General features: G+C 74.7%; 19 protein-coding genes. 11 read left to right on the plus strand and 8 right to left on the minus strand.

The window, feature by feature from the left end; genetic code table 11:
- The 4 genes from AB0J24_RS06485 to AB0J24_RS06500 all read right to left on the minus strand — a co-directional run bounded on the left by AB0J24_RS06485 (position 1) and on the right by AB0J24_RS06500 (position 5,995).
- Positions 1-615: an MnhB domain-containing protein gene (locus tag AB0J24_RS06485; RefSeq protein ID WP_358676362.1), complete on the minus strand. Its 615-nt coding sequence runs from the start codon at positions 613-615 to the stop codon at positions 1-3.
- The gene (mbhE, locus tag AB0J24_RS06490; protein WP_358676365.1) at positions 612-2,984 is read right to left on the minus strand and encodes a hydrogen gas-evolving membrane-bound hydrogenase subunit E; all 2,373 of its coding nucleotides are present in this window, start codon (positions 2,982-2,984) and stop codon (positions 612-614) included. The genes AB0J24_RS06485 and mbhE overlap by 4 nt, the downstream gene beginning before the upstream one ends.
- Positions 2,985-3,155: 171 nt before the next feature.
- On the minus strand, positions 3,156-3,635 hold the full coding sequence (locus AB0J24_RS06495; RefSeq protein ID WP_358676470.1) for a GNAT family N-acetyltransferase: 480 nt from the start codon (positions 3,633-3,635) through the stop codon (positions 3,156-3,158).
- 212 nt (positions 3,636-3,847) lie between these two features.
- A complete protein-coding gene (locus AB0J24_RS06500; protein WP_358676367.1) occupies positions 3,848-5,995 on the minus strand; it encodes a malate synthase G in 2,148 nt (715 codons plus the stop codon).
- Between the two features lie 165 nt (positions 5,996-6,160).
- Here AB0J24_RS06500 and AB0J24_RS06505 point away from each other — a divergent pair, with 165 nt between their 5' ends.
- The 4 genes from AB0J24_RS06505 (at position 6,161) to AB0J24_RS06520 (ending at position 11,250) form a co-directional block, all read left to right on the plus strand.
- Positions 6,161-7,615, plus strand: coding sequence for an FAD-linked oxidase C-terminal domain-containing protein (locus AB0J24_RS06505; RefSeq protein WP_358676369.1), 1,455 nt, complete (start codon positions 6,161-6,163; stop codon positions 7,613-7,615).
- Between the two features lie 14 nt (positions 7,616-7,629).
- Complete coding sequence (locus AB0J24_RS06510; protein ID WP_358676372.1) at positions 7,630-8,835, plus strand: FAD-binding protein; 1,206 nt, start codon at positions 7,630-7,632, stop codon at positions 8,833-8,835.
- 7 nt (positions 8,836-8,842) lie between these two features.
- Positions 8,843-10,276 carry a heterodisulfide reductase-related iron-sulfur binding cluster gene (locus tag AB0J24_RS06515; protein ID WP_358676375.1) on the plus strand — a complete coding sequence of 478 codons (1,434 nt, stop codon included), beginning with the start codon at positions 8,843-8,845 and terminating at the stop codon, positions 10,274-10,276.
- Positions 10,277-10,983: 707 nt separating this feature from the next.
- Positions 10,984-11,250 (plus strand): hypothetical protein, encoded by a 267-nt coding sequence (locus AB0J24_RS06520; RefSeq protein WP_358676378.1) that lies wholly within the window; start codon positions 10,984-10,986, stop codon positions 11,248-11,250.
- Between the two features lie 66 nt (positions 11,251-11,316).
- Here the strand turns inward: AB0J24_RS06520 and AB0J24_RS06525 are convergent, their stop codons facing one another.
- Both AB0J24_RS06525 and AB0J24_RS06530 read right to left on the minus strand, forming a co-directional pair.
- A complete protein-coding gene (locus AB0J24_RS06525) occupies positions 11,317-13,083 on the minus strand; it encodes an L-lactate permease (protein ID WP_358676381.1) in 1,767 nt (588 codons plus the stop codon).
- A gap of 107 nt (positions 13,084-13,190) precedes the next feature.
- Positions 13,191-14,177: a thiamine-phosphate kinase gene (locus AB0J24_RS06530; protein ID WP_358676473.1), complete on the minus strand. Its 987-nt coding sequence runs from the start codon at positions 14,175-14,177 to the stop codon at positions 13,191-13,193.
- Between the two features lie 100 nt (positions 14,178-14,277).
- On the opposite strand from AB0J24_RS06530, the gene AB0J24_RS06535 reads away from it, so the two are divergent.
- Entirely contained in the window at positions 14,278-14,514 is a 237-nt protein-coding gene (locus AB0J24_RS06535; protein ID WP_085915679.1) for an Lrp/AsnC ligand binding domain-containing protein, read from the plus strand.
- 14 nt (positions 14,515-14,528) lie between these two features.
- The gene (locus AB0J24_RS06540; RefSeq protein ID WP_358676384.1) at positions 14,529-15,074 is read left to right on the plus strand and encodes a DUF3515 domain-containing protein; all 546 of its coding nucleotides are present in this window, start codon (positions 14,529-14,531) and stop codon (positions 15,072-15,074) included.
- 13 nt (positions 15,075-15,087) lie between these two features.
- Here AB0J24_RS06540 and AB0J24_RS06545 read toward each other — a convergent pair whose 3' ends face one another.
- Positions 15,088-16,167, minus strand: a complete 1,080-nt coding sequence (locus AB0J24_RS06545; RefSeq protein WP_358676387.1) for a D-alanine--D-alanine ligase family protein — start codon at positions 16,165-16,167, stop codon at positions 15,088-15,090.
- A 36-nt stretch (positions 16,168-16,203) separates the two neighbouring features.
- Positions 16,204-17,562: a PLP-dependent aminotransferase family protein gene (locus AB0J24_RS06550; protein WP_358676390.1), complete on the minus strand. Its 1,359-nt coding sequence runs from the start codon at positions 17,560-17,562 to the stop codon at positions 16,204-16,206.
- Between the two features lie 71 nt (positions 17,563-17,633).
- Here AB0J24_RS06550 and AB0J24_RS06555 point away from each other — a divergent pair, with 71 nt between their 5' ends.
- The 5 genes from AB0J24_RS06555 to AB0J24_RS06575 all read left to right on the plus strand — a co-directional run bounded on the left by AB0J24_RS06555 (position 17,634) and on the right by AB0J24_RS06575 (position 25,466).
- Positions 17,634-18,287, plus strand: a complete 654-nt coding sequence (locus tag AB0J24_RS06555; RefSeq protein WP_358676393.1) for a pyridoxamine 5'-phosphate oxidase family protein — start codon at positions 17,634-17,636, stop codon at positions 18,285-18,287.
- Between the two features lie 101 nt (positions 18,288-18,388).
- Positions 18,389-19,420 (plus strand): mechanosensitive ion channel family protein, encoded by a 1,032-nt coding sequence (locus AB0J24_RS06560; RefSeq protein WP_358676396.1) that lies wholly within the window; start codon positions 18,389-18,391, stop codon positions 19,418-19,420.
- 18 nt (positions 19,421-19,438) lie between these two features.
- Complete coding sequence (locus tag AB0J24_RS06565) at positions 19,439-19,822, plus strand: globin (protein ID WP_358676398.1); 384 nt, start codon at positions 19,439-19,441, stop codon at positions 19,820-19,822.
- A gap of 220 nt (positions 19,823-20,042) precedes the next feature.
- Positions 20,043-21,440 (plus strand): hypothetical protein, encoded by a 1,398-nt coding sequence (locus tag AB0J24_RS06570; protein ID WP_358676401.1) that lies wholly within the window; start codon positions 20,043-20,045, stop codon positions 21,438-21,440.
- Between the two features lie 36 nt (positions 21,441-21,476).
- Positions 21,477-25,466 (plus strand): hypothetical protein, encoded by a 3,990-nt coding sequence (locus AB0J24_RS06575; RefSeq protein ID WP_358676404.1) that lies wholly within the window; start codon positions 21,477-21,479, stop codon positions 25,464-25,466.
- Positions 25,467-25,507 lie beyond the last annotated feature (41 nt).

The raw sequence follows: 25,507 nt of genomic DNA on the forward strand, positions 1-25,507 counted from the left end.
TCATCGGTCACCGCCGCGGTCGCCGCCCGGCGGGCCCTCGCCTGCCTCGCGGGCGTCCCGGGCGATGCCGGAGCCGAGCGAGCGCAGCAGGTCCAGCACCACACCGATGATGAGCAGGTACACCCCGACGTCGATCAGCAGGCTGGTCACGATGTCGAGATAGCCGAACTCGCCGAACGTGATCGTCCACTTGGTGCTGGCCAGGACCGGTTCGCCCCACAGCACCGGAGCGAGCCCGGTGACGACGGCGATCGTCAGCCCGGTGCCGACCACGACCGGCGGCCGGACCCGGAACTTGGAGCCGAGGTTGTCGTCGCCACCCGCGATGTGCCGCAGCACGAACGCCAGGCCGGCGACCAACCCGCCGGAGAAGCCGCCACCGGGGCCGTAGTGCCCCTCGAACAGCAGGAAGACCGAGAACACCAGCACGGTCGGGAAGAGCAGCCGGGCGGCCGCCTCCAGCACCAGGGTCCGCTCCCGGGTGTCCGGGCAGTTCCCGGGCAGCATCCACCGGCCGCTGGGCTCGTCCCAGCGCACCCAGGACCCGCCGGAGGCCGGTCCGGCGTCGGCGGGCCCGGTGGTGCGGCCCGCCGGTGCCTCGCGTGACGTGGTCATCCCAGCACCTCCTGTTCGTGCTTCGGGGAGCCCGACCCGCTCGTCACGACCTGGCCGCCCTTCCGTTTGTCGTAACGGGTGGCCAGCACCAGGCTCGCCACCCCGGCGGCGCAGATCAGCAGGATCGTGATCTCTCCGATGGTGTCCAGCGCGCGGAAGTCGACCAGGATGGCACTGATCAGGTTGGTGGCGCCCGCCTCGGGCGCGGACGCGACGAAGTCCGCCGTGGTCGCGGGCGGGAGCACCCGGGCTCCGGAGAAGATCACCGCCATGCCGGCGACGAGTACGCCGCCGACCGAGGCCACGACCGCCTTGGGCAGCCGCACCCGGCGCTCGGTGTCCGGCTCGTCGAAGTGCGCGGGCAGGCGCCGGAGCACGAACACGAACACGACCAGGGTGAGCGTCTCCACCAGGAACTGGGCGAGGGCGAGGTCCGGGGCACCGTCGATGACGAACAGTCCGCCGATGCCGTAGCCGACGGCGCCGACCAGCAGCACCGCGGTGAACCGTCGGCGGGCCCGGCACAGCGCGAGCGCGGCGACGATCACCATCAGGCCCACCGGGACCTGCATGATCGAGTGGTAGACGACCTGGTCCTGCGGCAGCACCCCGCCCATCAGCAGCGCCGGGGACGGCAGCGCGATCAGGGTGACCAGGATGAAGCCCAGGTAGACCGGCAGCGAGCCGATCTGCAGCCGGCCGGTGACGGTGATCGCGGCCCGCTCCAGACCCGTCACCACCGACTCGTAGCCGCGCTGCGCCGAGATGTCGTGCAGCACGACGCGGCCGGTCAGCGCCGAGCCGTACCGGTGCAACAGCACACCGCCGACCACGGCGATCGCGGAGAACGCCAGCGCGACACCGATGCCGTGCCACAGCGCGAGCTCGTACTGCGCGGCGTAGGCGTCGCCGAGCGAGGGCAGCGGCCGGGCGTAGGCGGCGGCCAGCTCCTGGACGGCGGGCGCGGCGAACCCGGCGCCGAGCCCGGCCAGCGCGCACAGCCAGGCCGGGCCGGACAGGCCGAGCGGGACCGGGTCCCCGCCGGTGGGCTGCAGCCCCTTGGTCGAGAACGCCCCCCACAGGAAGCGTGCGGTGTAGGCGACGGTCAGCAGCGAACCGGCGAGCAGACCGATCGCGAGGATCCAGCCGCGGAACCCGCCCTCCAGCACGAACGCCTCGTAGGCCGCCTCCTTGCCGACGAAACCGAGCATCGGCGGCAGGCCGGCCATGGACAACCCCGCCAGGCAGGCCAGGAACGCCAGGCCTCGCCGGCGCCGCCCGAGCCCGCACAGCTCCCGCAGGTCACGCGTCCCGCACGCCTTGTCGATCGCACCGACCACCATGAACAGCGGCGCCTTGAACAGGCCGTGCGCGAGCAGCATGGCGATGCCGGCGAGCGCGGCGACCCGGGAGCCGGCACCGAACAGCACCATGAGGAACCCGAGCTGACTGACGGTGCCGAAGGCGAGCAGCCGCTTGAGGTCGGTCTGGCGCAGCGCACGCCAGCCGCCGAGCAGCATCGTCGCCAGGCCGAGCACGACCACCGGCACCCACCACACCGCGTACGCCGAGAACGCCGGCCCGAGCCGGGCCACCAGAACGACGCCCGCCTTCACCATCGAGGCGGCGTGCAGGTAGGCCGAGATCGGGGTCGGGGCGGCCATCGCGTAGGGCAGCCACGGGTGGAACGGCAGCTGCGCGGACTTGGTCAGCGCGCCGAGCAGGATCAGCACCAGCGCGAAGCCCAGTGCGACCGGCTGGTCCGCGGCCAGGGTGCCCGCGCCTGCCGCGGCGGTGATCTCGGGGATCGAGTAGGTCCCGGCCAGCTCGCCGAGCAGCACGATGCCCAGCAGCATCGCGAGCCCGCCGAAGACGGTCACCAGCAGCGCCTGCACCGCGGCCCGGCGGTTCTCCCGGTACTGACCACCCTGTCCGACCAGCAGGAACGACGTCAGCGACGTGAGCTCCCAGAACACGTAGAGGGTGAGCAGGTCGTCGGCGAGCACCAGGCCGAGCATCATCCCGGCGAAGGTCACCAGCAGCGCGGCCGAGCGCGCCGCGTCGGTCGAGCGCGGGCCGAAGTACCAGGCCGCGTAGACCATGATGAGCGCGCCGACCCCGGAGACCAGGACGATCATCGCCAGGGCCAGCGCGTCGAGCCGCAGGCTGAACGAGAGCCCCAGCTCCGGCGCCCAGGCGATCTCGTCGGTCACCCCCGCGCCGAGGGCCGCGGGGGCCTGCGCCATCGCCCAGACGAGGGTGGCGGAGAGCAGGGCAGCACCGGCCGCGAAGGCCAGCCGCCGGTTGTACCGGGCGAGCGCGGGCAGGCACAACGCCAGGACGAGATGGGCGGCCACGACGGCGAGCACCGACACCTCCTCAGGTCACGGGGTCGTTCGGACGGTCAGTTCACTCGCGTCGTGGTCGGGCCGGGGAGCAGCCCCGGTACCGGAGAGCCGGCGGCCGGCACGGACACGGCAGCGGAGCCGCCGTCATCCTATCGGAGCAACCGGACGTTTCGCCCGCCACCGTACCGGGGCTCACTCCCGCAGCAGCTTGCCGAAACACCGTGAGCGATGATCGTCCCGGTACACGCCGAACCTCCCTATCGGGCGATACCCGCACGCGCGGTACAGCGACATGGCTTCGGGCTGGGCGGTCCCGGTCTCCAGGATCATCCGCCGGCGCCCGGCGTCCGCCGCGGTGCGTTCGAGCTCGGCGAGCAGTGTGCGGGCATGACCGGACCCGCGCGCTGCGGGCACGACATACATCCGCTTGATCTCCGCGTCGCCGTCGCGGAGCACCGGGTCGTCCGGGCGCGCGTCGACCCCTCGCCAGGCGCCGGTCGCGACCGGGCGGCCCGCGGCGTCGTACCCGACCAGGTAGCGGCCGCGCGGCGGGCTGAACTGCTCCGGGGTGAGGGCCGTGACGTCACCGTCGCCGTACACCGCGCGGTAGTAGGCCTGGACCTCGTCGTTCAGCCGCAGCGCGTCGGGATGGTCCATCGGGCGGACACGCAGTTCGAGCACGCGCCCATCATCTCCGGCCGATCGAGGCCGGCGGGTACCGGTGGCCCGGCCGTGATCCGCGTTCCGGGAGCGCAGGTGCCGCTGCGGAACTCCGGAACTCCCAGAACGGGGATCATGGTCGCCCTCCCCCGCGCACGCGCCGGTGCCCCCGGACCGGGGTCCGGGGGCACCGGTGACGACATGGCTCAGGCGGTGTCGGCGGTTCAGGCGGCGCTCTTGACCCGCTGCCGCCAGCGGGTCAGCGTGCGCTCGGTGTAGCCGTTCGGCTCGGTCGCCCCGGAGAACACCAGCTCCAGCGCGGCCTGGAAGGACTCGCTGCCCGCCGGGTCCTTCGCCATCGGGGGGTAGCCGGGCTCGCCGGCGTTCTGGTCGTCGACGACCGCGGCCATCCGGGCGAAGGTGTCCCGCACCGTCTGCTCGTCGACGACGCCGTGCGCCAGCCAGTTGGCGACCAGCTGGGCCGAGATCCGCAGCGTGGCACGGTCCTCCATCAACCCGACACCCTCCAGGTCGGGAACGGTGGAGCAGCCGATGCCCATGCCCACCCAGCGCACGACGTAACCCAGGATCGACTGGGCGTTCGTCTCCAGCTCGTGGGTGATCTGCTCCGGGGTCAGCGACGCCGGGTCGGCGAGCGGCAGCTCCAGCAGCTTGCGGCGCTCGGCCACACCGCGCGAGGCGATCCGGGACTGCACCTCGTGCACGTCGACCCGCAGGTAGTGCAGCGCGTGCAGGGTGGCGGCGGTCGGTGAGGGCACCCAGGCGCAGTTGGCGCCCGCCCTCGGGTGACCGATCTTCTGCTCCAGCATCTCGGCCATCGCGGCCGGCTTGGCCCACATGCCCTTGCCGACCTGGGCGCGGTGCGAGAACCCGGCGGCGAGCGCGACGTCGACGTTGCGGTCCTCGTAGGTCTGCAGCCAGGTGGTGGTCCTCATGTCGCCCTTGCGCAGCACCGGACCCGCCTGGAAGCAGGTGTGGATCTCGTCGCCGGTGCGGTCCAGGAACCCGGTGTTGACGAAGATGACCCGCTCGCGCGCCTGTTCGATGCAGGCACCGAGGTTGACGGTGGTCCGCTTCTCCTCGTCCATGATCCCGATCTTGAGGGTGTTCGGGCTCAGCCCGAGCGCCTCCTCCACCGCCGCGAACAGCTCGACGGTCAGCGCGACCTCGTCGGGACCGTGCTGCTTGGGCTTGACGATGTAGACGCTGCCCGCCCGGGAGTTGGTGTGCGGGCCCTTGTGTCCCAGGTCGTAGAGCCCGGCGACGGCGGAGACCAGTGCGTCCAGCACCCCCTCGGCGACCTCGGTGCCCTCGGCCGTCCGCACCGCGTTCGTGGTCATGTGGTGGCCGCAGTTGCGCACCAGCATCAGCGAGCGGCCGGGCAGGGTCAGCGCCGAGCCGTCCGGCGCGGTGTACTCGCGGTCCGGGTTGACCCGGCGGGTGACGGTCCGGCCGCCCTTCTCGAACTCGGCGACCAGGTCGCCGGTGAGCAGGCCCAGCCAGGTGCGGTACGCCGCCGCCTTGTCCTCGCCGTCGACGGTCGCCACCGAGTCCTCGAGATCGACGATCGTGGTGACCGCGGACTCCAGCACGACGTCGGCGACGCCGGCGTGGTGCTGGCGCCCGACCCGGGCCGTCGGGTCCAGGGTCAGTTCCAGGTGCAGCCCGTTGCGGGTGAGCAGCACGGCGCCGCGCCCGTCGGAGTCGGTGGCCCGGTGGCCGGCGAACTGCGCGGGATCGGCGAGCACGACCGGACCGTCCGGGGTGTCGGCGACCAGGCCGCCCTCGGCCACGCGGTAGGCGCTCACCGTCGCGTGGCTGCCGCGGGCGAGCGGGAACAGCTCGTCGAGCAGCTCGTCGGCGGCGGCGATGACCTGGGCACCGCGCTGCTCGTCGTAACCGGGCGCGAGCTCACCCTGCTGCGGGAGCGCGTCGGTGCCGTAGAGGGCGTCGAACAGCGACCCCCAGCGGGCGTTCGCGGCGTTCAGCGCGTAGCGCGGCACGGTCGCGGGGACGACCAGCTGCGGCCCGGGGATCTCGGCGATCTCCGGGTCGACCCGGTCGACGTCGATCGTCGGGGAGACGTCGGGTCGCAGGTACCCCAGCTCGGTCAGGAACGCCTCGTACTCCTCGACCGGTCCCGCGCCGTGCTCGGAGTGCCAGGCGTCGATGCGGGCCTGGAGGTCGTCCCGCCGGGCGAGCGCGTCGGCGATCCTCGGCGCGAAACGCTCCTGCAGCCGCGCCAGGATCGACCAGAACGACTCGGCAGTGAGATCCACGTCGGACAGCAGCTCGTCCTCGACGAACGCGCGCAGGTGCGGATCGACCTGCAGCCCGGAGCTGTCGGCCATCTGTGACCACCCTCTCTACCAGAGTCTTGGACTGGCTGCATTTCTACCAGTGGACTATCTTTTCCGCATCATGAAAGTGATCCGGCACGCGAACCGCTCCGTGCCGACGTAGGCTCGCGTGAGCCCGACCACGCCGTGCTGCAGCCAGCCGGAGGGAGTGCAGCGATGCCCCTTGCCCCGCACATCCGCAGCGAGTTCGTCGGCCTGCTCGGCGCCGCCGACGTGATCGACGACCCGGTGCGCACCCGCACCTACGAGTGCGACGGGCTGACGGGCGCCCGGGTGGTGCCCGAGCTCGTGCTGCTCCCCCGCACCGCCGACGCCGTCGCCGGCTGCGTGCGGATCTGCGCCCGCCACCGCATCCCGTTCGTCGCCCGCGGTGCCGGCACCGGCCTGTCCGGCGGGGCGCTGCCGGTGGCCGAGGGCGTCGTCATCGGCCTGAACCGGCTGAACCGGGTGCTCGAGGTCGACCCGGACAACCGCCGCGCCGTGCTCGAACCCGGCGTCACCAACTCCGAGATCACCGCGGCGGCCGCCCCGTACGGGCTCTACTACGCGCCGGACCCCTCGTCGCAGCAGGTCTGCACGATCGGCGGCAACGTCGCCGAGAACTCCGGCGGCGCGCACTGCCTCAAGTACGGCTTCACCACCAACCACGTGCTGTCGATCGACGTGGTGCTCCCGGACGGTTCGCAGGTCACCCTGGGCACCGACTCCGCCGAACAACAGGGCCCCGACCTGCGCGGGGTGTTCCTCGGCTCGGAGGGCACGCTCGGCATCGTCACCGCGGTCACCGTGCGGCTGCTGCGCACCCCCGAGGTCATGCGCACCCTGCTGGCCGACTTCCCGTCGGTGGCGGCGGGCGGCCAGGTCGTCTCCGACATCGTCGCCGCCGGGATCGTCCCGGCAGCCGTCGAGATGATGGACGCCCTCGCGATCGAAGCCGCCGAGGGCGCCACCGGGGCCGGTTACTCGCTGGACACCCCGGCTGCACTGGTCGTCGAGCTCGACGGCACCGTCGAGGAGTGCGACGAGCAGTTCGCGCAGGTCAAGGAGATCTGCGACCGGCACGGCTGCACCCGGCTGCACATCGCGGGCTCGCCGGAGGAACGGGCCAACATCTGGCGCGGGCGCAAGGCCGCCTTCGCCGCGGTCGGCCGGATCTCGCCGGACTACATCGTGCAGGACGGCGTCGTCCCCCGGACCCGGCTCGCCGAGATCCTGGAACGGATCGAGCAGATGGGTGCCGCCGCCGGGCTGCGGGTCGCGAACGTCTTCCACGCCGGCGACGGCAACCTGCACCCGCTCGTACTGTTCTCGGCCGCCGACGGCGAGACCGAACGGGCCGAGCAGCTGTCCGCGCAGATCGCCGAGCTGTGCGTCGAGATGGGCGGATCACTGTCCGGCGAGCACGGCATCGGCACCGACAAGGCCTGCTCGATGCCGACCATGTTCGGCGAGGACGACCTGGCCGTGATGGACCGCGTCCGGGCGGGCTTCGACCCGGACCACATCTGCAACCCCGGCAAGCTGCTGCCCACCCCGCGGCTCTGCGGCGAGAAACCGGGTCGCTACCGGCCGCACCCTCTGGAGGAAGCCGGCCTCATCGAGCGTCTCTAGGAGGGCCCGAACCCATGACCCGCGCCGCACCCACCACGCTGCGCCCGACGTCGGCCAAGGAGGTCCGCGACGCCGTCCTCGACACCACGGGACGGCTCGCGATCTCCGGGGCAGGCACCGCCCACCGATGGGCCGGGCGCCCCGCCGAACCCGACGCCACCATCGACCTGACCGCGCTGTCCGGGGTGATCGCCCACAACCCCGGTGACATGACCGTCTCGGTGCACGCCGGGACCCCCGTCCGTGACCTGCAGGAGCAGCTGGCCGAGCACGGCCAGCGACTGGCGCTGGACGCCGCCCGGATCGATCGCGGCGCCACCGTCGGCGGCCTCGTCGCGACCGCCGACGCCGGCCCGTCCGCACTCGTCTACGGGGGCCTGCGGGACCTGGTGATCGGCACCACGACGGTGCTCGCCGACGGCACGATGGTGCGCAGCGGCGGACACGTCATCAAGAACGTGGCCGGTTACGACATGGCCAAGCTGATGCACGGCTCGTACGGCACGTTCGGGCCGCTGGTCGAGGTCGTGCTGCGGCTGCACCCGGTCCCGAAGGCGACCACCTGTGTGGCGCTGGACGGACCGGTGGACGCCGCCGCCGCGCACGTGCAACGGCTGATGGCGAGCCCGCTCGAACCGGTCGCGGTCGAATGGATCTCCGACGGCGACGGGACACTGCTGGTCCGGCTGGAGGGCGGCGCCGGCACCCTGCCCGCCCGCACCCGGCGGCTGCTGGACCTGCTCGGGCCCGAGGCCCGCGAGATCGGCCCGCAGGGATGGGCCGAGCACGCCGCGCTGACCGCCGGCACCCCCGGACCGCCCGACTCCGCGCGGGCCGCCGTCGCCGCCACCGGCCCGGCGGGCACCTCCGCCACCGCGGTCACCGGTGCGGGCGCTGCCGGACCGCAGGGCGCGGTCGTCCGGATCGGGTGCGCACCCACCCGGCTCGCCCCGCTGCTCGCCACGCTGCCCACCACCGCCGTCACCGCGGGCCTGGCCACCGGTGTCGCCACGGTCACGGTGCCCGGAGCCGCGGTCGCCGAGGTGCACGACGCGGTCGCCGCGGTCGGCGGCACCTCGGTGCTGCGCGACCGCCCGGACACCCTCGACGCGCCCGCCTGGGGGCCCCCGCCGTCCGCTCTCGCCCTGCTCGTGGCCGTCAAGAAGCAGCTCGACCCCGCGGCCCGGTTCGCCGCCGGCCGCTTCGACCCCTGGATGTGAGGCACGCGTGAACACCCCCGCCGGTTCCGCCGAATCGAAGATCCCCCAGCAGGGGCCCAGCGCGTTCGACGAGGTGCACCCGCCGCAGCGCGAGCTGCTCGACGACTGCGTGCACTGCGGCTTCTGTCTGCCCACCTGCCCGACCTACGTGCTCTGGGGCGAGGAGATGGACTCCCCGCGTGGCCGGATCCTGCTGATGGACCTCGCCGCGAAGGGCGAGATCACCCTCGACGGATCGTTCACCGAGCACATCGACAACTGCCTGGGCTGCATGGCCTGTGTGACCGCCTGCCCGTCCGGCGTCCAGTACGACAAGCTCCTCGAGTCCGTGCGCCCGCAGATCGAGCGCAACGTTCCCCGCGACCGGGCCGACAAGCTGTTCCGCGACGCGATCTTCGCGCTGTTCCCCTACCGGCGACGGCTGCGGCTCGCCGCGCTGCCCGGGGCGCTCTACCAGAGGCTGCGCGCCCTGCCGGCCGTCCGGAAGCTGGCGGAGAGGCTGCCCGGGCGGCTCGCCACTCCGACGATGAGGCGGCTCGCCGCTCCGACGATGAGGCGGCTCGCCGCCGTGGAATCGTTGCTGCCGCCGGTCTCCGTTCGCGAGGCCTTCGCGAGGCTGCCCGTGCACACCGCCGCCGTCGGACGGCGGCGGGCCAGGGTGGCGCTGCTGACCGGCTGCGTGCAGGACGTCTTCTTCCACCGGGTCAACGAGGCCACCGTCCGGGTGCTCGCCGCCGAGGGCTGCGACGTGCTGGTGCCCCGCGACCAGCAGTGCTGCGGTGCGCTGGAGGTGCACGCCGGTCGCGAGGAGTCGGCGCTGGCCCGGGCCCGGCGCACGATCGCCCGCTTCGAGACCCTCGACGTCGACGCCGTCGTCACCAACGTCGCGGGCTGCGGCTCGTCGATGAAGGACTACGGCCACCTGCTCGCCGACGATCCCGACTGGGCCGACCGGGCGGCCGCGTTCTCGGCGCGCTGCCGCGACGTGCACGAGGTCCTCGCCGAGCTGTACTCGCGTCCCGGGTCCGACGACGGCGGCCCGCGTGCACCGCGGACCCCGGTACCGGCGCGGGTCGCCTATCACGACGCCTGCCATCTCGGGCACGCCCAGGGCGTGCGCTCGCAGCCGCGGGAGGTGCTGCGCACGGTGCCGGAGCTGGAGCTGCTCGACGTCGCCGAGGCCTCGCTGTGCTGCGGCTCCGCCGGGATCTACAACATGATCATGCCCGATGCCGCGGGCGAGCTCGGCGAGCGCAAGGCCCGCGCCATCCGCGATGCGAAACCGGACGTGGTGGTCACCGCCAATCCGGGTTGTCTGCTGCAGATCGCGAAGTACCTGCCCGGCTCCGCCGAGGGCGCGGGTTTCGCCGACGTCCCGCTGCTGCACCCGGTGCAGCTGCTCGACGCCAGCATCCGCGGGGCCCGGCTGCCGCACCGCTGACGGCGGGCGCCGGTCAGCGGGCGCGTCGGTAGGTGCGTCGGTGTCCCCGCCCGGCGGGACGGCGGTGTGCCCGCCGCCAGGCCGTCGCCCCCGCCGTCCGCCTGGCCGCGGGAGCCGCCGGGGCCATCCGCCGGGCCGTCGCGTCCGCCCGGCGCCGGGCGGCGGGGCGCGCCTGCCGGGTGCGGACGACGCTCCCGCCGGCGGTGCCGGAGGCGGGCCGGCAGGGGCGGGCGGCCGCTCCAGCGACCGGGCGGGCGGGCCCGGCGATCCCACGGCCGGGGCCGTGCGCAGCGCCCCCAGCTCCGCGCGCAGCGCGAGCAGGTCCCACTTGCGCGCGGTGTCGGCCCGCTGCAGCTGTTCGATCCGCCGGTGCCCGAGGACGAGCAGCGCCCCGGCGAGGAGCCACCCCGCCAGCGCGATCCAGGCCACCGCCGTCACCGGCTCCGACACCTCCGCTCCCGTACACCGCACGGCCTGCGGCCGCCCCGGCCCGTACGGTAGCCCGATCGGACCTGGTGAGCGGCTGTCCGGGTGAGGCACCGCACGTACCGCGGCCGAGCCGCCGTACTACCCTGGAACGCGCAGGCACCGTCGCTCGCGCTCCCGGTGACCGCCCGCTCCGCGGGCCCCGCGCCCCGCCCGAAACCTCCGGGACGTGCCGGCGCCCTCCCGACGGCGCGCGGGCCGGCACATGGAGGAGGCTGATCGTGCGACAGACCGTCGGTAACGAAGTGACCACCCAGGGCGATGCAGCGGTCGTGCAGGCGAAGTCCGTGACCCCGAGCCCGTCCTCCGAGCGCCACTTCCCGCAGACACTGGTCGCGATGGATCCGCCGACCCTGCCGGCCGCGAACCTGACCGTGCCGCCGCCGGAGTTCCGGCAGTTCCCGGCGCCGCAGCGGTCCGTCCCCGGGCACCCGCGGCTGCGCAGCAGGCTGCGCCGGATCCTGATGTTCTGGCGCCGCGGCGGCTGAACCACGCACCGGCGACGGCGGCCGGTCACGTGCGCGTGACCGGGCCGCCGCTCGTCCGGGGTGAGGTCAGGCCCGGGCCGGCATCGCCCGCCGCAGCCCGACCACGACCGCCGCCAGCGTCACCAGCAGCAGCACCAGCAACGCGGTGCCGATGTTGAACCCGACGCCGTAGATCAGCACGAACGCCAGTCCGCCCGCCAGCAGGCAGTAGTAGGCGGTCGGCAGGATCGTCATCCGGATGACGTCGCCCTCCCGTCCCAGCAGGCCGACCGTCGCCGATGCCGCGACGACGTTGTGCACCGTCACCATGTTGCCTGCGGCCCCACCGACCGCCTGGGCCGCGACCACCGTCTCCGGCACGACGCCGATGTTCTCCGCGGTCGCGAACTGGAACAGCGAGAACGTCAGGTTCGACACGGTGTTGCTGCCCGCGACGAACGCACCGAGTGCACCGATCCACGGTGCCAGTACCGGCCAGGCGGGCCCGGCGACCGCGGCGGCGCCCTCGGCCAGCGTCAGCGGCATGCTGGCCAGACCCGAGGTGTTGTACTCGACGCCGGAGTTGATCAGGATCCGGACCAGCGGCAGGGCGAACAGCAGCGCCACGGCCGCCCCCGCGAGCTGACCGGCCGAGACCGACCAGGACCGGCCGATCTGCCGACCGCTCATCCGGTGCAGCCCGTAGGTGATCAGGCAGACGAACAGGAAGACCGCACCGGGCGAGTACAGCACCTCGAGCTCCTCGGACAGGCCGGTGCCGAGGATGTCGGACGGGCCGACCGTCACCGACTGCAGCGCGTCCTTGATCGGCTCCACGGTCCGGCTCACCACCAGGATCACCGCGACCAGCACGTACGGCAGCCAGGCCAGCCAGGTGTTCATCCGGGCGCCGGCGACGGAGGTGTCCGGTTCAATGGTGCCGACCCAGCGGTCCAGCCACCGCTCGCGTGGCGGGAAGTCCCAGGTCCGCTTGGGCATCAGGAACCCGCGGCTGGAGGTGAACATGACCAGCGCCAGGCCGAGCAGGCCGCCGAGCAACGCCGGGAACTCCGGCCCGAGCAGGGCCGCGACCAGGATGTAGGGCACGGTCATGGCGAACGCCGCGTAGAGCGCGAACGGCCAGACCGCGAGCCCCTCGGCGAAGCTGCGGTTCTCGCCGAAGAACCGGGTCAGCAAGCACACCAGGAACAGCGGGATCAACGTGCCCGCGACGGCGTGGATGGTGGCGACCTCCAGCCCGATCATCGACAGGTACCCGCTCTGGTCCACGCCGAGCGCCGCGGTCCGCGCGTCCACCTCGGCCGAACCGGCCAGCCCCTGCCCGATACCGGTGAGGACCGGTGTGCCCGCGGCACCGAAGCTGACCGGGGTCGACTGGATCACCATGCCGACCAGCACCGCGCCCAGCGCCGGGAAACCGAGCGCGAGCAGCAGCGGGGCGACCACCGCGGCCGGCGTCCCGAAACCGGAGGCACCCTCGATGAACGAGCCGAACAGCCAGCCGATGATGATCGCCTGCACCCGGCGGTCCGGGCTGATGCTGGTGAACCCGGCGCGGATCGTCGCGAGCGCCCCGCTCTGGGTGAGCGTCTGCAACAGCAGCAGGGCACCGAAAATGATGTAGAGCAACCCGACCGCGATCACCAGGCCCTCGAGCGATGCGGCCAGGATCGTCGTGCCGTCCATCCCCCACACCAGCGCCCCGATCAGCGCCGCGGCGACGAAGCCCAGCGGCATCGCGTACTTCGCCGGCCAGCGCAGGCCGACGAGCAGGACCGCGACGACGAGGATCGGGGTGAGCGCCAGCAGGCTGAGTACGCCCAGGTTGTCCACGGTGACATCTCCTCGTGTTGCGGGTCGTCCGGACGGAGGAGTCCGGCCAACACAAACCGCAAGGACACTGTCACCCAAACAGGCGCACTCGCAAGCCCTGGATGGAATCAGTATTTCGCGAAGTGGATCCAGCCGGCGTCGCCGTCGTAGGGGCGCCCGTCCACCGTGACGCCCGGACCGTCTGCGTCCGGTGCCTCGACCACGCCCACCTCGGTCCAGTCCTGCGGCAGCGCTGCCCCGGGCGGGAAGGTCGCGGCCAGCGCGTGGTCCTCACCGCCGGTGAGGATCCAGCGCAGCGGGTCCAGGCCGAGCGCCGACCCGATCTCGGCGAGCCGCGCCGGCACCGTGAACGCCCGTGAGCGCAGCCGCACCGTCACCCCCGAGCCCCGCGCCACGTGCGCCAGGTCGGCCAGCAAGCCGTCCGAGACGTCGATCATGGCGGTGGCCCCCGCGTCCGCGGCGACCGGCCCGGCCGCGTACGGCGGCTCCGGCACCCGGTGGGCGTTCACCAGCGAGGCGGGTGAGCGGAACCCGCGGCCGAGCACCGCCAGCCCGGCCGCCGACCAGCCGAGTCGTCCGCACACCGCGACCCGGTCCCCCGGGCGCGCCCCCGACCGCAGCACCGGCGCCCGCCCCTGCAGCGACCCGAGCGCGGTCACCGAGAGCACGATCACCGGCCCAGAGGTCAGGTCACCGCCGACCAGTCCGGCGCCCACCACGGCCGCCTCCGCCCACAGCCCGTCGGCCAGCTGCTCCAGCTGCGCCGCGGGGGTGGCCGACGGGCAGGCCAGACCGACCAGCAACGACGTCGGCACCGCACCCATCGCGGCCACGTCGGCCAGGTTCGCCGCCGCCGCCTTGCGGCCGACCTGCTCGGGGCTGGACCAGTCCAGCCGGAAGTGCACGCCCTCGACGAGCACGTCGGTGCAGGCCACCACCCGCCCGTCCGCCGCCGCGACGACCGCCGAGTCGTCTCCGGGGCCGAGCAGTGTGCTGGCCGGCTGGACCCGACCGCCCGTCACGCGGTCGATCATGGCGAATTCGCCGACCTCCCGCAGTGAGACGCTCGCCTCGGAACCGCCCTCGGGCGTGATCGCGGATGGGGACACGGGGGCTTCCTCCGGTAGGTTCGGCGTCCGACATTCCAGCCGCCAACCATCCGGCAGGGCGGCACGTACCGGAAAGGGGCACGCCGTGGTGCAGGCATACATCCTCGTCCAGACGGAGGTCGGAAAGGCCGCCTCCGTCGCCTCCGAGATCGGGGGCCTGCCGGGGGTCATCTCGGCGGAGGACGTCACCGGACCGTACGACGTGATCGTGCGCGCCGAGGCCGACGACGTCGACGAGCTCGGCCGGCTCGTCGTCGCCCGGGTGCAGAACGTCAACGGGATCACCCGGACGCTCACCTGCCCCGTGGTCAAGCTCAACTGATCCGGGACGCACACGTGGCGGGGGCCGGGAACCGACGCATCGCACCGCTCACCGCGGTGGCCGTCGCCCTGCCCCTGCTGCTGGCGCTCGTCGTCGCCGGGCTGGGGATCTACAGCCGGGTCTCGGCCGGACCGGAAACCGGACCGCTCGAGCTCCCCGTCGGCGCCGCACCGCAGGCCGGGACCCCCGCGTGCGACGCCGTGCTGGGCGCGCTGCCGGCGGCGCTGCCCGGCGCCGACGGCCCGATGCCGCCCCGCGAGCTGGACCCGGCGGTCCCGGGCGCCCGCGCATGGATCGCGGAGCCGGAGCCGGTGGTGCTGCGCTGCGGCACCGAGCGACCGGCGGAGCTGGGCCCGACCTCGCCGCTGATCGTCGTCAACGGGGTGGACTGGCTCCCGCTGACCGGCGCACCGGACTCCCGGTCCACCACCTACGCCGTCGTCGACCGCGGGGTGTACCTGGAGCTCACCGCGCCGACCGAGACCGGCCCCGGACCGCTGCAGGCGGTCGCCGACGCGGTCTCCGCCACGCTGCCGGCGGAGCCGGTGGCGGTGCGGTAGCGCCCTCGAGGGGCTAGCGCAGCCCGGTGCCCCGCCGCAACGCCGTCTCGACCAGTGTCGTCAGCAGCTCGGGGTAGTCGAGCCCGGTGACCGCCCACATCTTGGGGAACGCCGAGCTGGGGGTGAACCCGGGCATGGTGTTGACCTCGTTGACGGTGATCGTGCCGTCGTCGCCGACGAAGAAGTCGACCCGGGCCAGGCCCTGCACGTCCAGCGCGCGGAACGCGGTGATCGCCTTCCAGCGCACCGACTCGGTGATCTCGTCGTCCAGCTTCGCCGGGATGTCCAGCTCGGACACGTCGAGGTACTTGGACTCGAAGTCGTAGAACTCACCGGAGTAGCGGAGCTCGGCCGGCAGGCTGGCGCGGACGCTGCCGTCCGGGAACTCCAGTACCGCGCACTCCACCTCGCGACCCGGCACGGCGGCCTCGACCAGCACCTTCGGGTCGTGCAGCCGGGCGGCGGCGATCGCGGCGTCCAGCGCGGCCGGGTCGGTCACCCGGGTCACGCCCATCGACGACCCGGCGCGGGCCGGCTTGACGAACAGCGGCAGGCCCAGCCGCTCGCGGTCGGCGAAGCCGATGTCGGTGCCCGGCCGGAGCACGACGCCGTCGGCGACGTCCAGGCCCTCCGCGCGCAGCAGCTTCTTCGCGAACTCCTTGTCCATTCCGACGGCGGAGGCGAGTACACCGGCACCCACGTAGGGCACGCCCGCCATCTCCAGCAGGCCCTGCACGGTGCCGTCCTCGCCGAACGCGCCGTGCAGGATCGGGAAGACGACGTCGACGTCGGCGAGCACCTCGCCGCCCCGCTCGGCGTCCAGCCGGACCAGGCCGCGCCCGGGCTCGCCGGGGAGGACCAGCGCGTCCGCGCCGCCGTCGACCTCGGGCAGGGTGCGACCGGAGATGGCGAGCTGCGCCGGGTCGCCCGGCCCGACGACCCAGGCACCGTCGCGGCTGATGCCGACCGGGATCACCTCGAACCGGTCCCGGTCGAGGTGGGTCAGCACGCTCCCCGCGGAGACGCACGAGATCGCGTGCTCGGAACTGCGGCCACCGAAGACGACGGCCACCCTGACCCGGTCGGAACTCATGGGCCCCGAGGGTAGGCGGCCCCGCCGCGCGGCCCGTCAGCCGGTCAGCAGGTCCAGTGCGCGGCGCAGGTCGGCCCGGGTGCCCGCGGCGTAGCCGACCACCAGCCCGGACGTCCGCGGCGGACCCTCGTGGTACCCGGCCAGCCCGCGGACCGCGATCCCGCGCGCGGCGGCGGCCTCCACCAGCCCGGCTTCGGTCCCGGGGAACCCGCGCAGCACCAGGTGCGCCCCGGCCGGGTCGCCGTCCGCGCGCCAGCCCGCCCCGGCCGCGGCGGCGAGCACCGTCGACCGCCGTTCGCGCAGCTCCCGCCGCAACCGCCGCAGGTGCCGGGACAGGTCACCGTGCCGGGCCAGCGCGACCAGCACCCGCTGCCCGGCCGGCGACGGCCGGGTCCCGGTCCGCTCGCGCAGGTCGCGCCACGCGGCGAGCACCGGCTCCGGGGCGAGTGCCCAGCCGACCCCCAGCGTCGGACTGACGATCTTGCTCGCGGTGCCGAGGTGCACCACCCGGTCCGGGGCGAGCGCGGCGAGCAGCGGCAGCGGGGCCACGTCGTAGCGGAGCTCACCGTCGTAGTCGTCCTCGATGATCAGGATGCCCTCGTCCCTGGCCCGCTCGACCAGCGCCACCCGGCGGGCCGCCGGCATCCGCACCGCGGTCGGGAACTGGTGCGCGGGCGTCACGTACACGGCGGCGCAACCGGCCGGGATCGCGTCGACGACCAGGCCGTCGTCGTCCACCGGGACGGGCACGATGTGCAGTCCGGCGGCGCGCAGCGCCGAGACCGCGCGCCGGTACCCGGGTTCCTCGACCGCGACCCGGGCACCGGTGGGCAGCAACCGGGCCAGCTCGGCGACGGCGGCCGAGGTGCCCGCGGTGGTGAGCATGTCGGCCGGGGTGAACCCGCGGTGCCGCAGCAGGTGCTCGACGACGGCGTCGTGGAACCCGGGCAGGCCGTCCGGGCGGGGTGCGTCGTCGGGTTCCGGGTCGGCGGCGGCCCGCCAGGCACGCCGCCACATCGCCCGGTCCAGGGCCGCGACGCAGGGCCGGCCGGGATCGAGCGCCGCCGAGCGCTGCTCGTGCGGCCCCGCCGTCGCGGCCCGGCCCGGAGCCGGGCGCGCCGGCCCCCCACCGTCCCGCGGCAACGCGGGCACGGCGGTCACGTAGGTGCCCGCACCCACGCGCCCGGCCACCCAGCCCTCGGCGAGCAGCTGGTCGAAGGCCGCGGCGGTCACCGTCCGGCTCACGCCCAGCGCGGACGCCAGCGCCCGGGTGGAGGGCAGCCGGTCACCGGGTCGCAGCGTCCCGTCGGCCGCGGCCGCGCGGAGCCCGTCGGCGAGCTGCACCGCCAGTGGCACGGGTGAGTCGCGGGCGAGCGGCAGCGGGGGGACGTCCACCGAAAGCGGCCTTTCCGATCAGCGTGGGATTGGCTGTTCCAGAATGCCACTGGGCGGGTCACGCTGACCGCGTGACGCTCTCCCCCACCGCCCGAAGCACCCTGGGACGCAAGCCCGACCGGGCCGCCACCGATCCCGCCGAGCTCTACGCCCTGCTCGACGAGGGCCTGGTCTGCCACGTCGGGTTCGTCCGTGACGGCGCCCCGGTCGTCCTGCCCACCGCGTACGGACGCGCGGGCCGCACCCTCTTCCTGCACGGGTCCACCGGCGCGGGCTGGCTCCGCACCGCCGAGCTGCCGTGCTCGGTCGCGGTGACGCACCTGGACGGGATCGTGCACGCCCGGGCGGTCATGAACTTCTCGATGAACTACCGCAGTGCCGTGGTGCACGGGACCGCGCACCTGGTCACCGACCCGGACCGCAAGTGGGAGGGACTGCGGGCGATCGTCGAGCACCTCACCCCCGGCGCCTGGGACCACGCCCGCCGGCCGAACCGGCGCGAGCTGGCCGCGACCGCACTCTTCGCGCTCGACCTGACCGAGGCCAGCGTCAAGCGTCGCTCCGGGCCGCCGTCGGACGACGCACCCGACGTCGCCGCCGACCTCGCCTGGGCCGGCGTGGTCCCGTTGCGGACCGTGCGCGACGCCCCACAACCAGCCCCTGACCTGCCGGAACATCACACGTTGCCGGAGCACCTGGGGGCTGCGGCCGACCGGCCCAGGTGACGTAGTGTCGGGTCGCGTGATCCGCGGAGCGTCCCGGCCCGCCGGGGCCACGGTGCGGATCACGCCGCCGACGCAGCCCTCACCGCCCCCGAGGAGGACGCGTGATCACCGTGACCGCCCCGCCGGTCCCCGCCCCCGGCCTCACCAGCGCCCTCATGCCGCAGTGCGTGCAGGAGCCGGGGTCATGGTGCGCGACGCTGTACCGCTGGACGAACAACGACTTCCTCGCCCAGCACGCCGACGTCATCGTCGGCCGCACCATCTCCATCACCTCGATCATCCTGATCGCGGTCCTGGTGCGCTGGCTGGCCCACCGCGGGATCTCACGGATGGTCAACGGCGCCACCAACGGCGCCTTCACCGCCCTCGCCGGGCGGGCCCGGCGGCTGCGCCGCGCCCCCGCCGACGGTGGCGCCCGCGGTGACGCGGCCGGGCCGCAGCGACGGATGCAGCGCGCCCGCACCATCGGGTCGGTACTGCGCTCGATCGTCTCCGCGGTGGTGCTGCTGGTCGCCGTGATGATGGTGATGAACGAGCTCGGCTACCCCCTGGGCCCGCTGCTGGCCGGTGCCGGGGTGCTCGGGCTGGCGGTCGGATTCGGCGCGCAGAACCTGGTGCGCGACTTCCTGTCCGGCATGTTCATGCTGCTCGAGGACCAGTTCGGCGTCGGTGACATCGTCGACGTCGGCGAGGCGGTCGGCACGGTCGAGGCGATCGGTCTGCGGATCACCACGATCCGCGATCTGCAGGGCACCGTCTGGTACGTCCGCAACGGCGAGATCCTCCGCGTGGGCAACATGAGCCAGGGATACGCCGTCGCCGTGGTGGACCTGCCGATCGCGCACAGCGCGGACGTCGAGCAGGCGACCGAGCTCGCCGGCGCGACCGCGACCGAGCGGGCCGCCCAGGACGACATCTCCGGTGACGTGCTGGAGCCGCCCGAGGTGCTCGGCGTCGACCGGATCGGCCCGGAGGGGGTCACCCTGCGGATCACCGTCCGGGTCAAGCCGGGCCGGCAGTGGGCGGTGCAGCGGGCGCTCAACGGCGCGATCACCGACGCGTTCGACGACCACGGGGTCCCCCGCCCGGTGGTGTTCCCCACCGCCTCCCTGGACGGGCGCACCCAGCGGTAGAGCTGAGAGCATGACGGGGTGAGTGCACCGCAGAACTTCTACGCCGAGGTGGGCGGGGCCCCGGTCTTCCGCCGGATCGTCCACCGGTTCTACGAGGAGGTCGCCCGGGACGACGTGCTGCGGCCGATGTACCCGGAGGAGGACCTCGGCCCCGCCGAGGACCGGCTGCGGATGTTCCTGGAGCAGTACTGGGGCGGCCCGCGCACCTACTCCGAGCAGCGCGGACACCCCCGGCTGCGGATGCGGCACGCGCCGTTCACGATCGGTCCGATCGAACGGGACGCCTGGCTGCGCTGCATGCGGATCGCGGTCGACGAGGAGGACCTCTCCCCCGAGCACCGCGAGCAGCTGTGGAACTACCTGCAGTACGCGGCGCTGAGCATGCAGAACTCCGAGTTCTGAGCCGGTGTCGATCCGGCTTCCTGACACGTCCTGACTGCCACGACCCCGCTCGTCACCCTCTGCAATCCCATGTTCGCCCGATCGGCCGCTGATCGGGTGGTGTTCGGACGCAATCCGGGCGCCAGCAGTCGAGATCGTGACCGAACGCGTCCGATCTCGTTGAACGGGACGCCGCCCCGGAAGGTCGGGCGGCGAGAAGTCACCCGTCTGGGGGTTCATCGTGACCGCACTGCCGTCGCCGTCCGGATCCGCGTCCGGCCCGCAACGTCCCGATTCTGCGCACGGGTCGTCACGGCACTCGCACCGTGCCGCCGACGCACCGACCGGATCCGACGACGGCGAGTCCGGCGGCCCCGCGGACGGGGCCTGGTTCGCCGTCGTGCTCCGCGGTTACGACCGCGCCCAGGTCGAGGCCCGGCTCGCGGACCTGGACCGGCGGATCCACGACGAGATCCGACGCGCCGAGGCGGCCGAGCAGGCGCTGTCCGCGGCCCGCGCGCAGAGCCGCAGGCTCCAGCAGCAGGTCGAGGCCGGCACGTCCGAGCAGGCCGGCTTCGGGATGCGGGTGGAGCGAGTGCTGGAGGCCGCCGAGCGGGAGGCGGCCGAGCTGCGCACCCGCGCGGCCGACGAGGCAGCGGCCCTCGTCGCCCGTTCCCGTGAGGAGGCCGAGGCGCTCGTCACCCGCGCCCGGGAGGAGGCCGAGGACCGGCGCACCCGTACCGAGGAGGCACTGCTGGGCCGGGCGGCCACCCTCGACCGCGAGTTCACCGCCCGCCGGGCCGCGCTCGACGAGCAGGAACGCGACGCCGCGCGCCGCGAGCGTGAGCTCACCGAGCGCGAGCAGGAGATCGACGAGCGGCTCGACCGGGCGGCCGAGGAGGCGGAGCGGCTGCTGAGCACGGCCCGCGGGGACGCCGAGGAGATCCTCTCCGCCGCCCGCGACGAGGCCGCGGAGACGCTGCGGACGGCCCACGAGCGGCGGGCCGGGATCGCCGGGGACGTCGGGCGGCTCGCGGTGCTCCGGGACGAGGTCCGCGACGAGCTGTCGCGGATACGCGGCTCGCTGTCCGCCGAGCTCGACCGCGAGCCGGTCGCCGCGGTCCCCGACGACGGCCTGTTCGGCGCCGTCGACCCGCACCGGGAGGACGCCACCACACTCGCCCCCGATGACAGCGACGGCACCGACGGTGGCGACTCCGGCCGGGGCTCCGGGATCACCGCACTCGGCGGAGCCGGCGGGGCGTCGTTCGTCTGGTCGTCCGGCACCGGGCCGGACGGACTGCCGCCCGCGATCCGCACCGACCGGCCGATCGCGGAAGGATCCCCCGAGACGGAGGCGTCCGGGAGCGACACCGACGACACGGACGACACCGACGACACGGCCACCGGCACCCTGTTGCTCGGTCCGGGGCGGCGTCCCGGCACCGAGCGGGAGGGTGAGGGCGACACCATCGGGCGCGTCCCTCCCATCTCACTGACCTCGATCGGGGTACTCCCGTTCGGCGAGCTCGGAGCAGGCCGTGACAACGCCCGTACCAGGACGGACGGCTCCCCCGGGGGCTCCCGCACCTACCGGGGGCAGACCCGGGGTCAGGGCTCCGGGCGCCGCTCGCGATAATCGAATCGTTATGTGCACCCGACCGTCGCAGAACGCATGACGTCGGCGCCCGGCCAGCCGGGACGCGACGACGCCACGGAACCGAGCCCGGACGGGATCGGCGAGGCGATCCGGACCGGCCGCGTCCCCGTGGTCCCGGGATCCCTCGTCGACCTGGTGATGAAGTCGGGTCCGGCAGCCTCGCCCGACTCCTCCGACGGAGCCGCCGAGGCCGGGATCGGTGGGCTGAACGGGGAGACGCCCCCCGGCGACCCGCCCGGGCCGCGGACGGACGGTGCGGCGGCCCGGCCGTCCGGGGCCGCCGCCGGATCCGGATTCGCCGATCTCGTGCGCGAGAGCACCGGGCAGACCGGTTCCTCGGCCGAGGGGCGTGACCGGGCGCCGACCGCACCGTCCGTGACGGGCTCCCGGCCCGCGCCATCGCCTCGGCCCGGCTCCATCGACGAGCAGGAGCCACAGCACGGCATCGTCCCGACCACCGGCACGCACGGCTCCCGCCCCAGCGGGGACACGGACGGCCCCGCCGGCCGGGAGGACGACGACCCGGCGGTGATCACCGGGGAGGAACCCGACCCGGAGCACCCTGCCGACACCGACACCGACACCGACGGCTACTACGCCGATCTCGGCGACCTCGGTGACGACCCGCTCGGGGTCGGGCCGCTGCCGGCCGATGCCGTGGACGAGGCCGTCGAGGACCCGCTGCACACCCCGGCGGACCGGTTCGCACCGCCGCCGTCGTTCGCCCCCGGTGTCGAAGGCTCCGCCGCCGGTGAGCCCTCCGGTGAGCCACTGCACGGTGAACCCGTCGCCGAGGCTCCGGGCCGGGGCACCACCCCGTCGGCGTCCGGGCCGACGGGCCGGGGCACCGACGACGCCCCCGCGATCTTCAGCAGCCCGGAGGCCAGGAGCACCTCGGGCGCCGGGAGCAGCTCCGGCGCCACCGAGACGCCGGAGTTCCCGAGTGCGTCGGGCAGCCCGAGTGTCCCGGGCCTCGGCGACGCGCCCGGTTCGTCGGCCGGCGCACACAGCGGGGGCGCTGTGTCCGGCAGCGCCGTGTCCGGCAGCGCCGTGTCCGGCAGCGCCGGGCGCCCCGCGCCGTCGGGCACCGTCGCGCCGTCCGGGCGCCCGTCGTCATCCGGTGACGCTGCGCCCCCCGATGACGCCGCGACCTCCGGGAACGCTGCAACCCCCGGCGACGCCGCGACCTCCGGGAACGCTGCGGCGCCGCGGGATGCTGCGGCATCGCGGGATGCTGCGTACTCCGGGGGCCGTGAGCCCTCCGAGGACGCTGCACCCACCCCGGCTTCCGGGCGGCCGCGCATGGGCGGCGACCGGCCCGGCCCCGGCGACGCCCCACCGACCCAGCCCGCGCCGACCGTGGTGCCCCCGATCTCCCCGCCGCCCCGTCCGCTGGACGACGGCGACCCGCCCGGGGCCAGGTCGACCCGACCTGCGCGCCCAGCTGAACCCCCTCGCGGCAGCACGACGTCCAAGCGCTGGCCGCCTCGCCCCGGAGGCGACGGCCCGGAGACCGACATCCTGCCCCCGGGGGCGCTGCTCGGGCACTACCCCGCGGCCGCGAGCTCCGGTGAGCCGAGCGGATCGGCGCCGCAGGTGCGACCGGCGACCCCGTCGTCGGGTGTCCGCCCGACCATGCCGGGCCGCCGCCGGCCCACCCAGGAACGCCCCGGAGGCCGGTCCGCACCGCGTCCGGCCATGGGCGGAGCACCGCCCGGACCGGCGATGGCCGGGCTGTCCGGCAACGACCTGTTCGCGACACCCAGCGGCGGCACCGGTCGCGGGTTCGGTGAGCTTCCCGGCCGGGAGTCGCGGGACACCGGCCACGACAGCACCCCACCTCACGACGCCGCGATCGATGGACCGGACCGGCACGACACCGACCGGCGCGACACCGACCGGCCCGCCGGACCGGACCCGCACGACACCGATCGGCCCGCCGGACCGGACCATCGCGCCACCGACCGGCCCGCCGGACCGGACCGTCGCGTCACCGACGGGTCCGACGAGCCCGGACAGCTGCCGGGACGGGATGCCGCCCGGGCAGCGGCGGCGTCCGGTGCCGGATCCACCGGCCGGACCCCGCTCCCGGCCGAGCGGGCCGCCACCGCCCCGGCGCGGCGCACCGGCCCACCCGCCACCGGCGGGACCGACGGCCACGAGCCCGCGGGCGGAGCGCACGGTGCCCCGTCGCGGCCACGCCCCGGTGGGCAGTCCCCGTGGGCGCCGCCGGACGGCAACCCCCAGCCGGAGACCGGGCACCGGGTGCCTCGGCCGGGTGCCGGCGACGCCACCGTCACGATTCCCGCCCTCGACGACGACGGCCGCCCCCGGCACGCGATGACACCGCCCCCCGGGCGCGGCCCGCGGCCGCAAGCCGTTCCGCACTGGCCCGCTCCGGGTGCCGACGGAGCGGAAACCACCGCGCGGGTCACGGCTGTACCCGCTGCAGCGCCCCTGGACCGCCCGCCCTCAGGTGTCGCCCCGCGCCCCGCCCACGAGGCACGCGCCGGCGCCCCGGAAACCGGCCGCGGCGGCGCACCCTCCGGCAATCGCGCCGGCAGTGGCGGCCCCACCGGCAGCGGCCCCACCGGCAGCGGCACTGCCGGCAACGGCCCCGCCGGCAACGGCACTGCCACCGACGGTGGCGCTCCGGCCGACGGTGGCGCTGCGGCCAGCAGTGACGGCACGGCCGCCGACGCCGGTCACTCCGGTCCTGGTACTGCCGCCGCCCCCGGCAACGAAGCGGCCGCCGCCGCGGTGGGTGCGGTGTCGGTCGCCGCGGCCCGCGCCGCCTCCGGCCGGGACGGAGCGGTCACCGACACCGGGCCGCGCAGCGAGATCCGGCCGGTCACCGAGGGCCAGCCGGACAAACCGATCGCCCCACGTCGTGAGGCGATCATGTCCGCCAAACCACGCAACGGCCGCCGCGGCGTGTCCCCGGCCGGGTTCGCCATCGCGCTGGCGATCGTGCTCCTCGGCACCCTGACGGCGTGGGCGATGTTCGCACCCGGGCCGACCGGCGACGGTCGTGGCGCGCAGCAGCCGGCCGCCGACGGCACCCCCGCCGCGGGTCTCGGCCCGCGCCCGGACGCGGGCCCGGCCGCGACGAGCCAGTCCTCCCCGACGGTGCGGGCGACCGTTCCGGTCGGCGCGGAACCGGTCGCGGTCACCGCGAACGCCGACGGCCGGACGGCGCTCGTCGCGGTCGCCGATGACCCCCGGCTGCTGGTGCTCGACGGGGCCACCGACACCGTCGCGGCGGAGATCCCGCTGCCGGCGCCCCCGCAGGGCCTTACCACCTCGCCCGACGGGACCCGGGCGTTCGTCAGCCTGGCCGGGGCCGACGGCGGCCAGCTGGCCGTCGTCGACCTTCCGGGGGCGGCCGTCCTCGGCACCGCGGAGACGGCCGCCGATCCGGCCGGCGCGATCGCCGCGCCGGACGGGCGGTTCCTGTACGTGCCCTCGCGCACCGAGGGCGTCGTGGACGAGCTGGACCCCTACGCCGGTACCGTGACCCGTTCGGTCCCGGTCTCCCGGGACCCGTTCGCCGCCGCCACCGACGGTGCCGGGGGCCGCATCTACCTCGCGACCCGGGGCGCCGACCAGCTGACCGTCCTGGACCCGAGCAGCCTCACCGTGCTCCGCAGCTACCCGGTGAGCGGTGGCGCCGAGGCCGTCGCGGTCTCCGCCGGGCCGCAGAGCCTGGTCGCCGTGGGTGGCCCCGACTCGGACACCGTCTCGGTCCTGGATCCGGCCGACGGACGGGAGATCGCCGGTGTCGAGACCCGGGGCGGCCCGACCGGCCTGGCCTTCGCGCCGGACGGCAGGCACCTCTACGCGGTGACCGATCAGGGCCTGCAGGTGATCCGGACCTCCACCTGGCGGGTCACCGGCAGCACCGACGTCGCGCTGAATCCGACGGCGATCGCCGTCTCGCCGGACGGCCGCACCGGGTGGGTCACCGGCGACGGCGAGGTCAGCGTCCTCGACCTGGGTTCCTGACCGCCCCGGCCCGCGGAGGGCGGCAGCGGCCGCCCCCGGGA

It is taken from the genome of Pseudonocardia sp. NPDC049635, assembly GCF_040659795.1.
In the GTDB taxonomy this organism is placed as follows: domain Bacteria; phylum Actinomycetota; class Actinomycetes; order Mycobacteriales; family Pseudonocardiaceae; genus Pseudonocardia.

Bases quoted from the DNA above. Each gene is read 5' to 3' on its own strand.
- AB0J24_RS06485 (WP_358676362.1), bottom strand. From the start codon at position 615: ATGACCACGTCACGCGAGGCACCGGCGGGCCGCACCACCGGGCCCGCC.
- AB0J24_RS06500 (WP_358676367.1), bottom strand. From the start codon at position 5,995: ATGGCCGACAGCTCCGGGCTGCAGGTCGATCCGCACCTGCGCGCGTTC.
- AB0J24_RS06505 (WP_358676369.1), top strand. From the start codon at position 6,161: ATGCCCCTTGCCCCGCACATCCGCAGCGAGTTCGTCGGCCTGCTCGGC.
- AB0J24_RS06510 (WP_358676372.1), top strand. From the start codon at position 7,630: ATGACCCGCGCCGCACCCACCACGCTGCGCCCGACGTCGGCCAAGGAG.
- AB0J24_RS06545 (WP_358676387.1), bottom strand. From the start codon at position 16,167: ATGAGTTCCGACCGGGTCAGGGTGGCCGTCGTCTTCGGTGGCCGCAGT.
- AB0J24_RS06575 (WP_358676404.1), top strand. From the start codon at position 21,477: ATGACGTCGGCGCCCGGCCAGCCGGGACGCGACGACGCCACGGAACCG.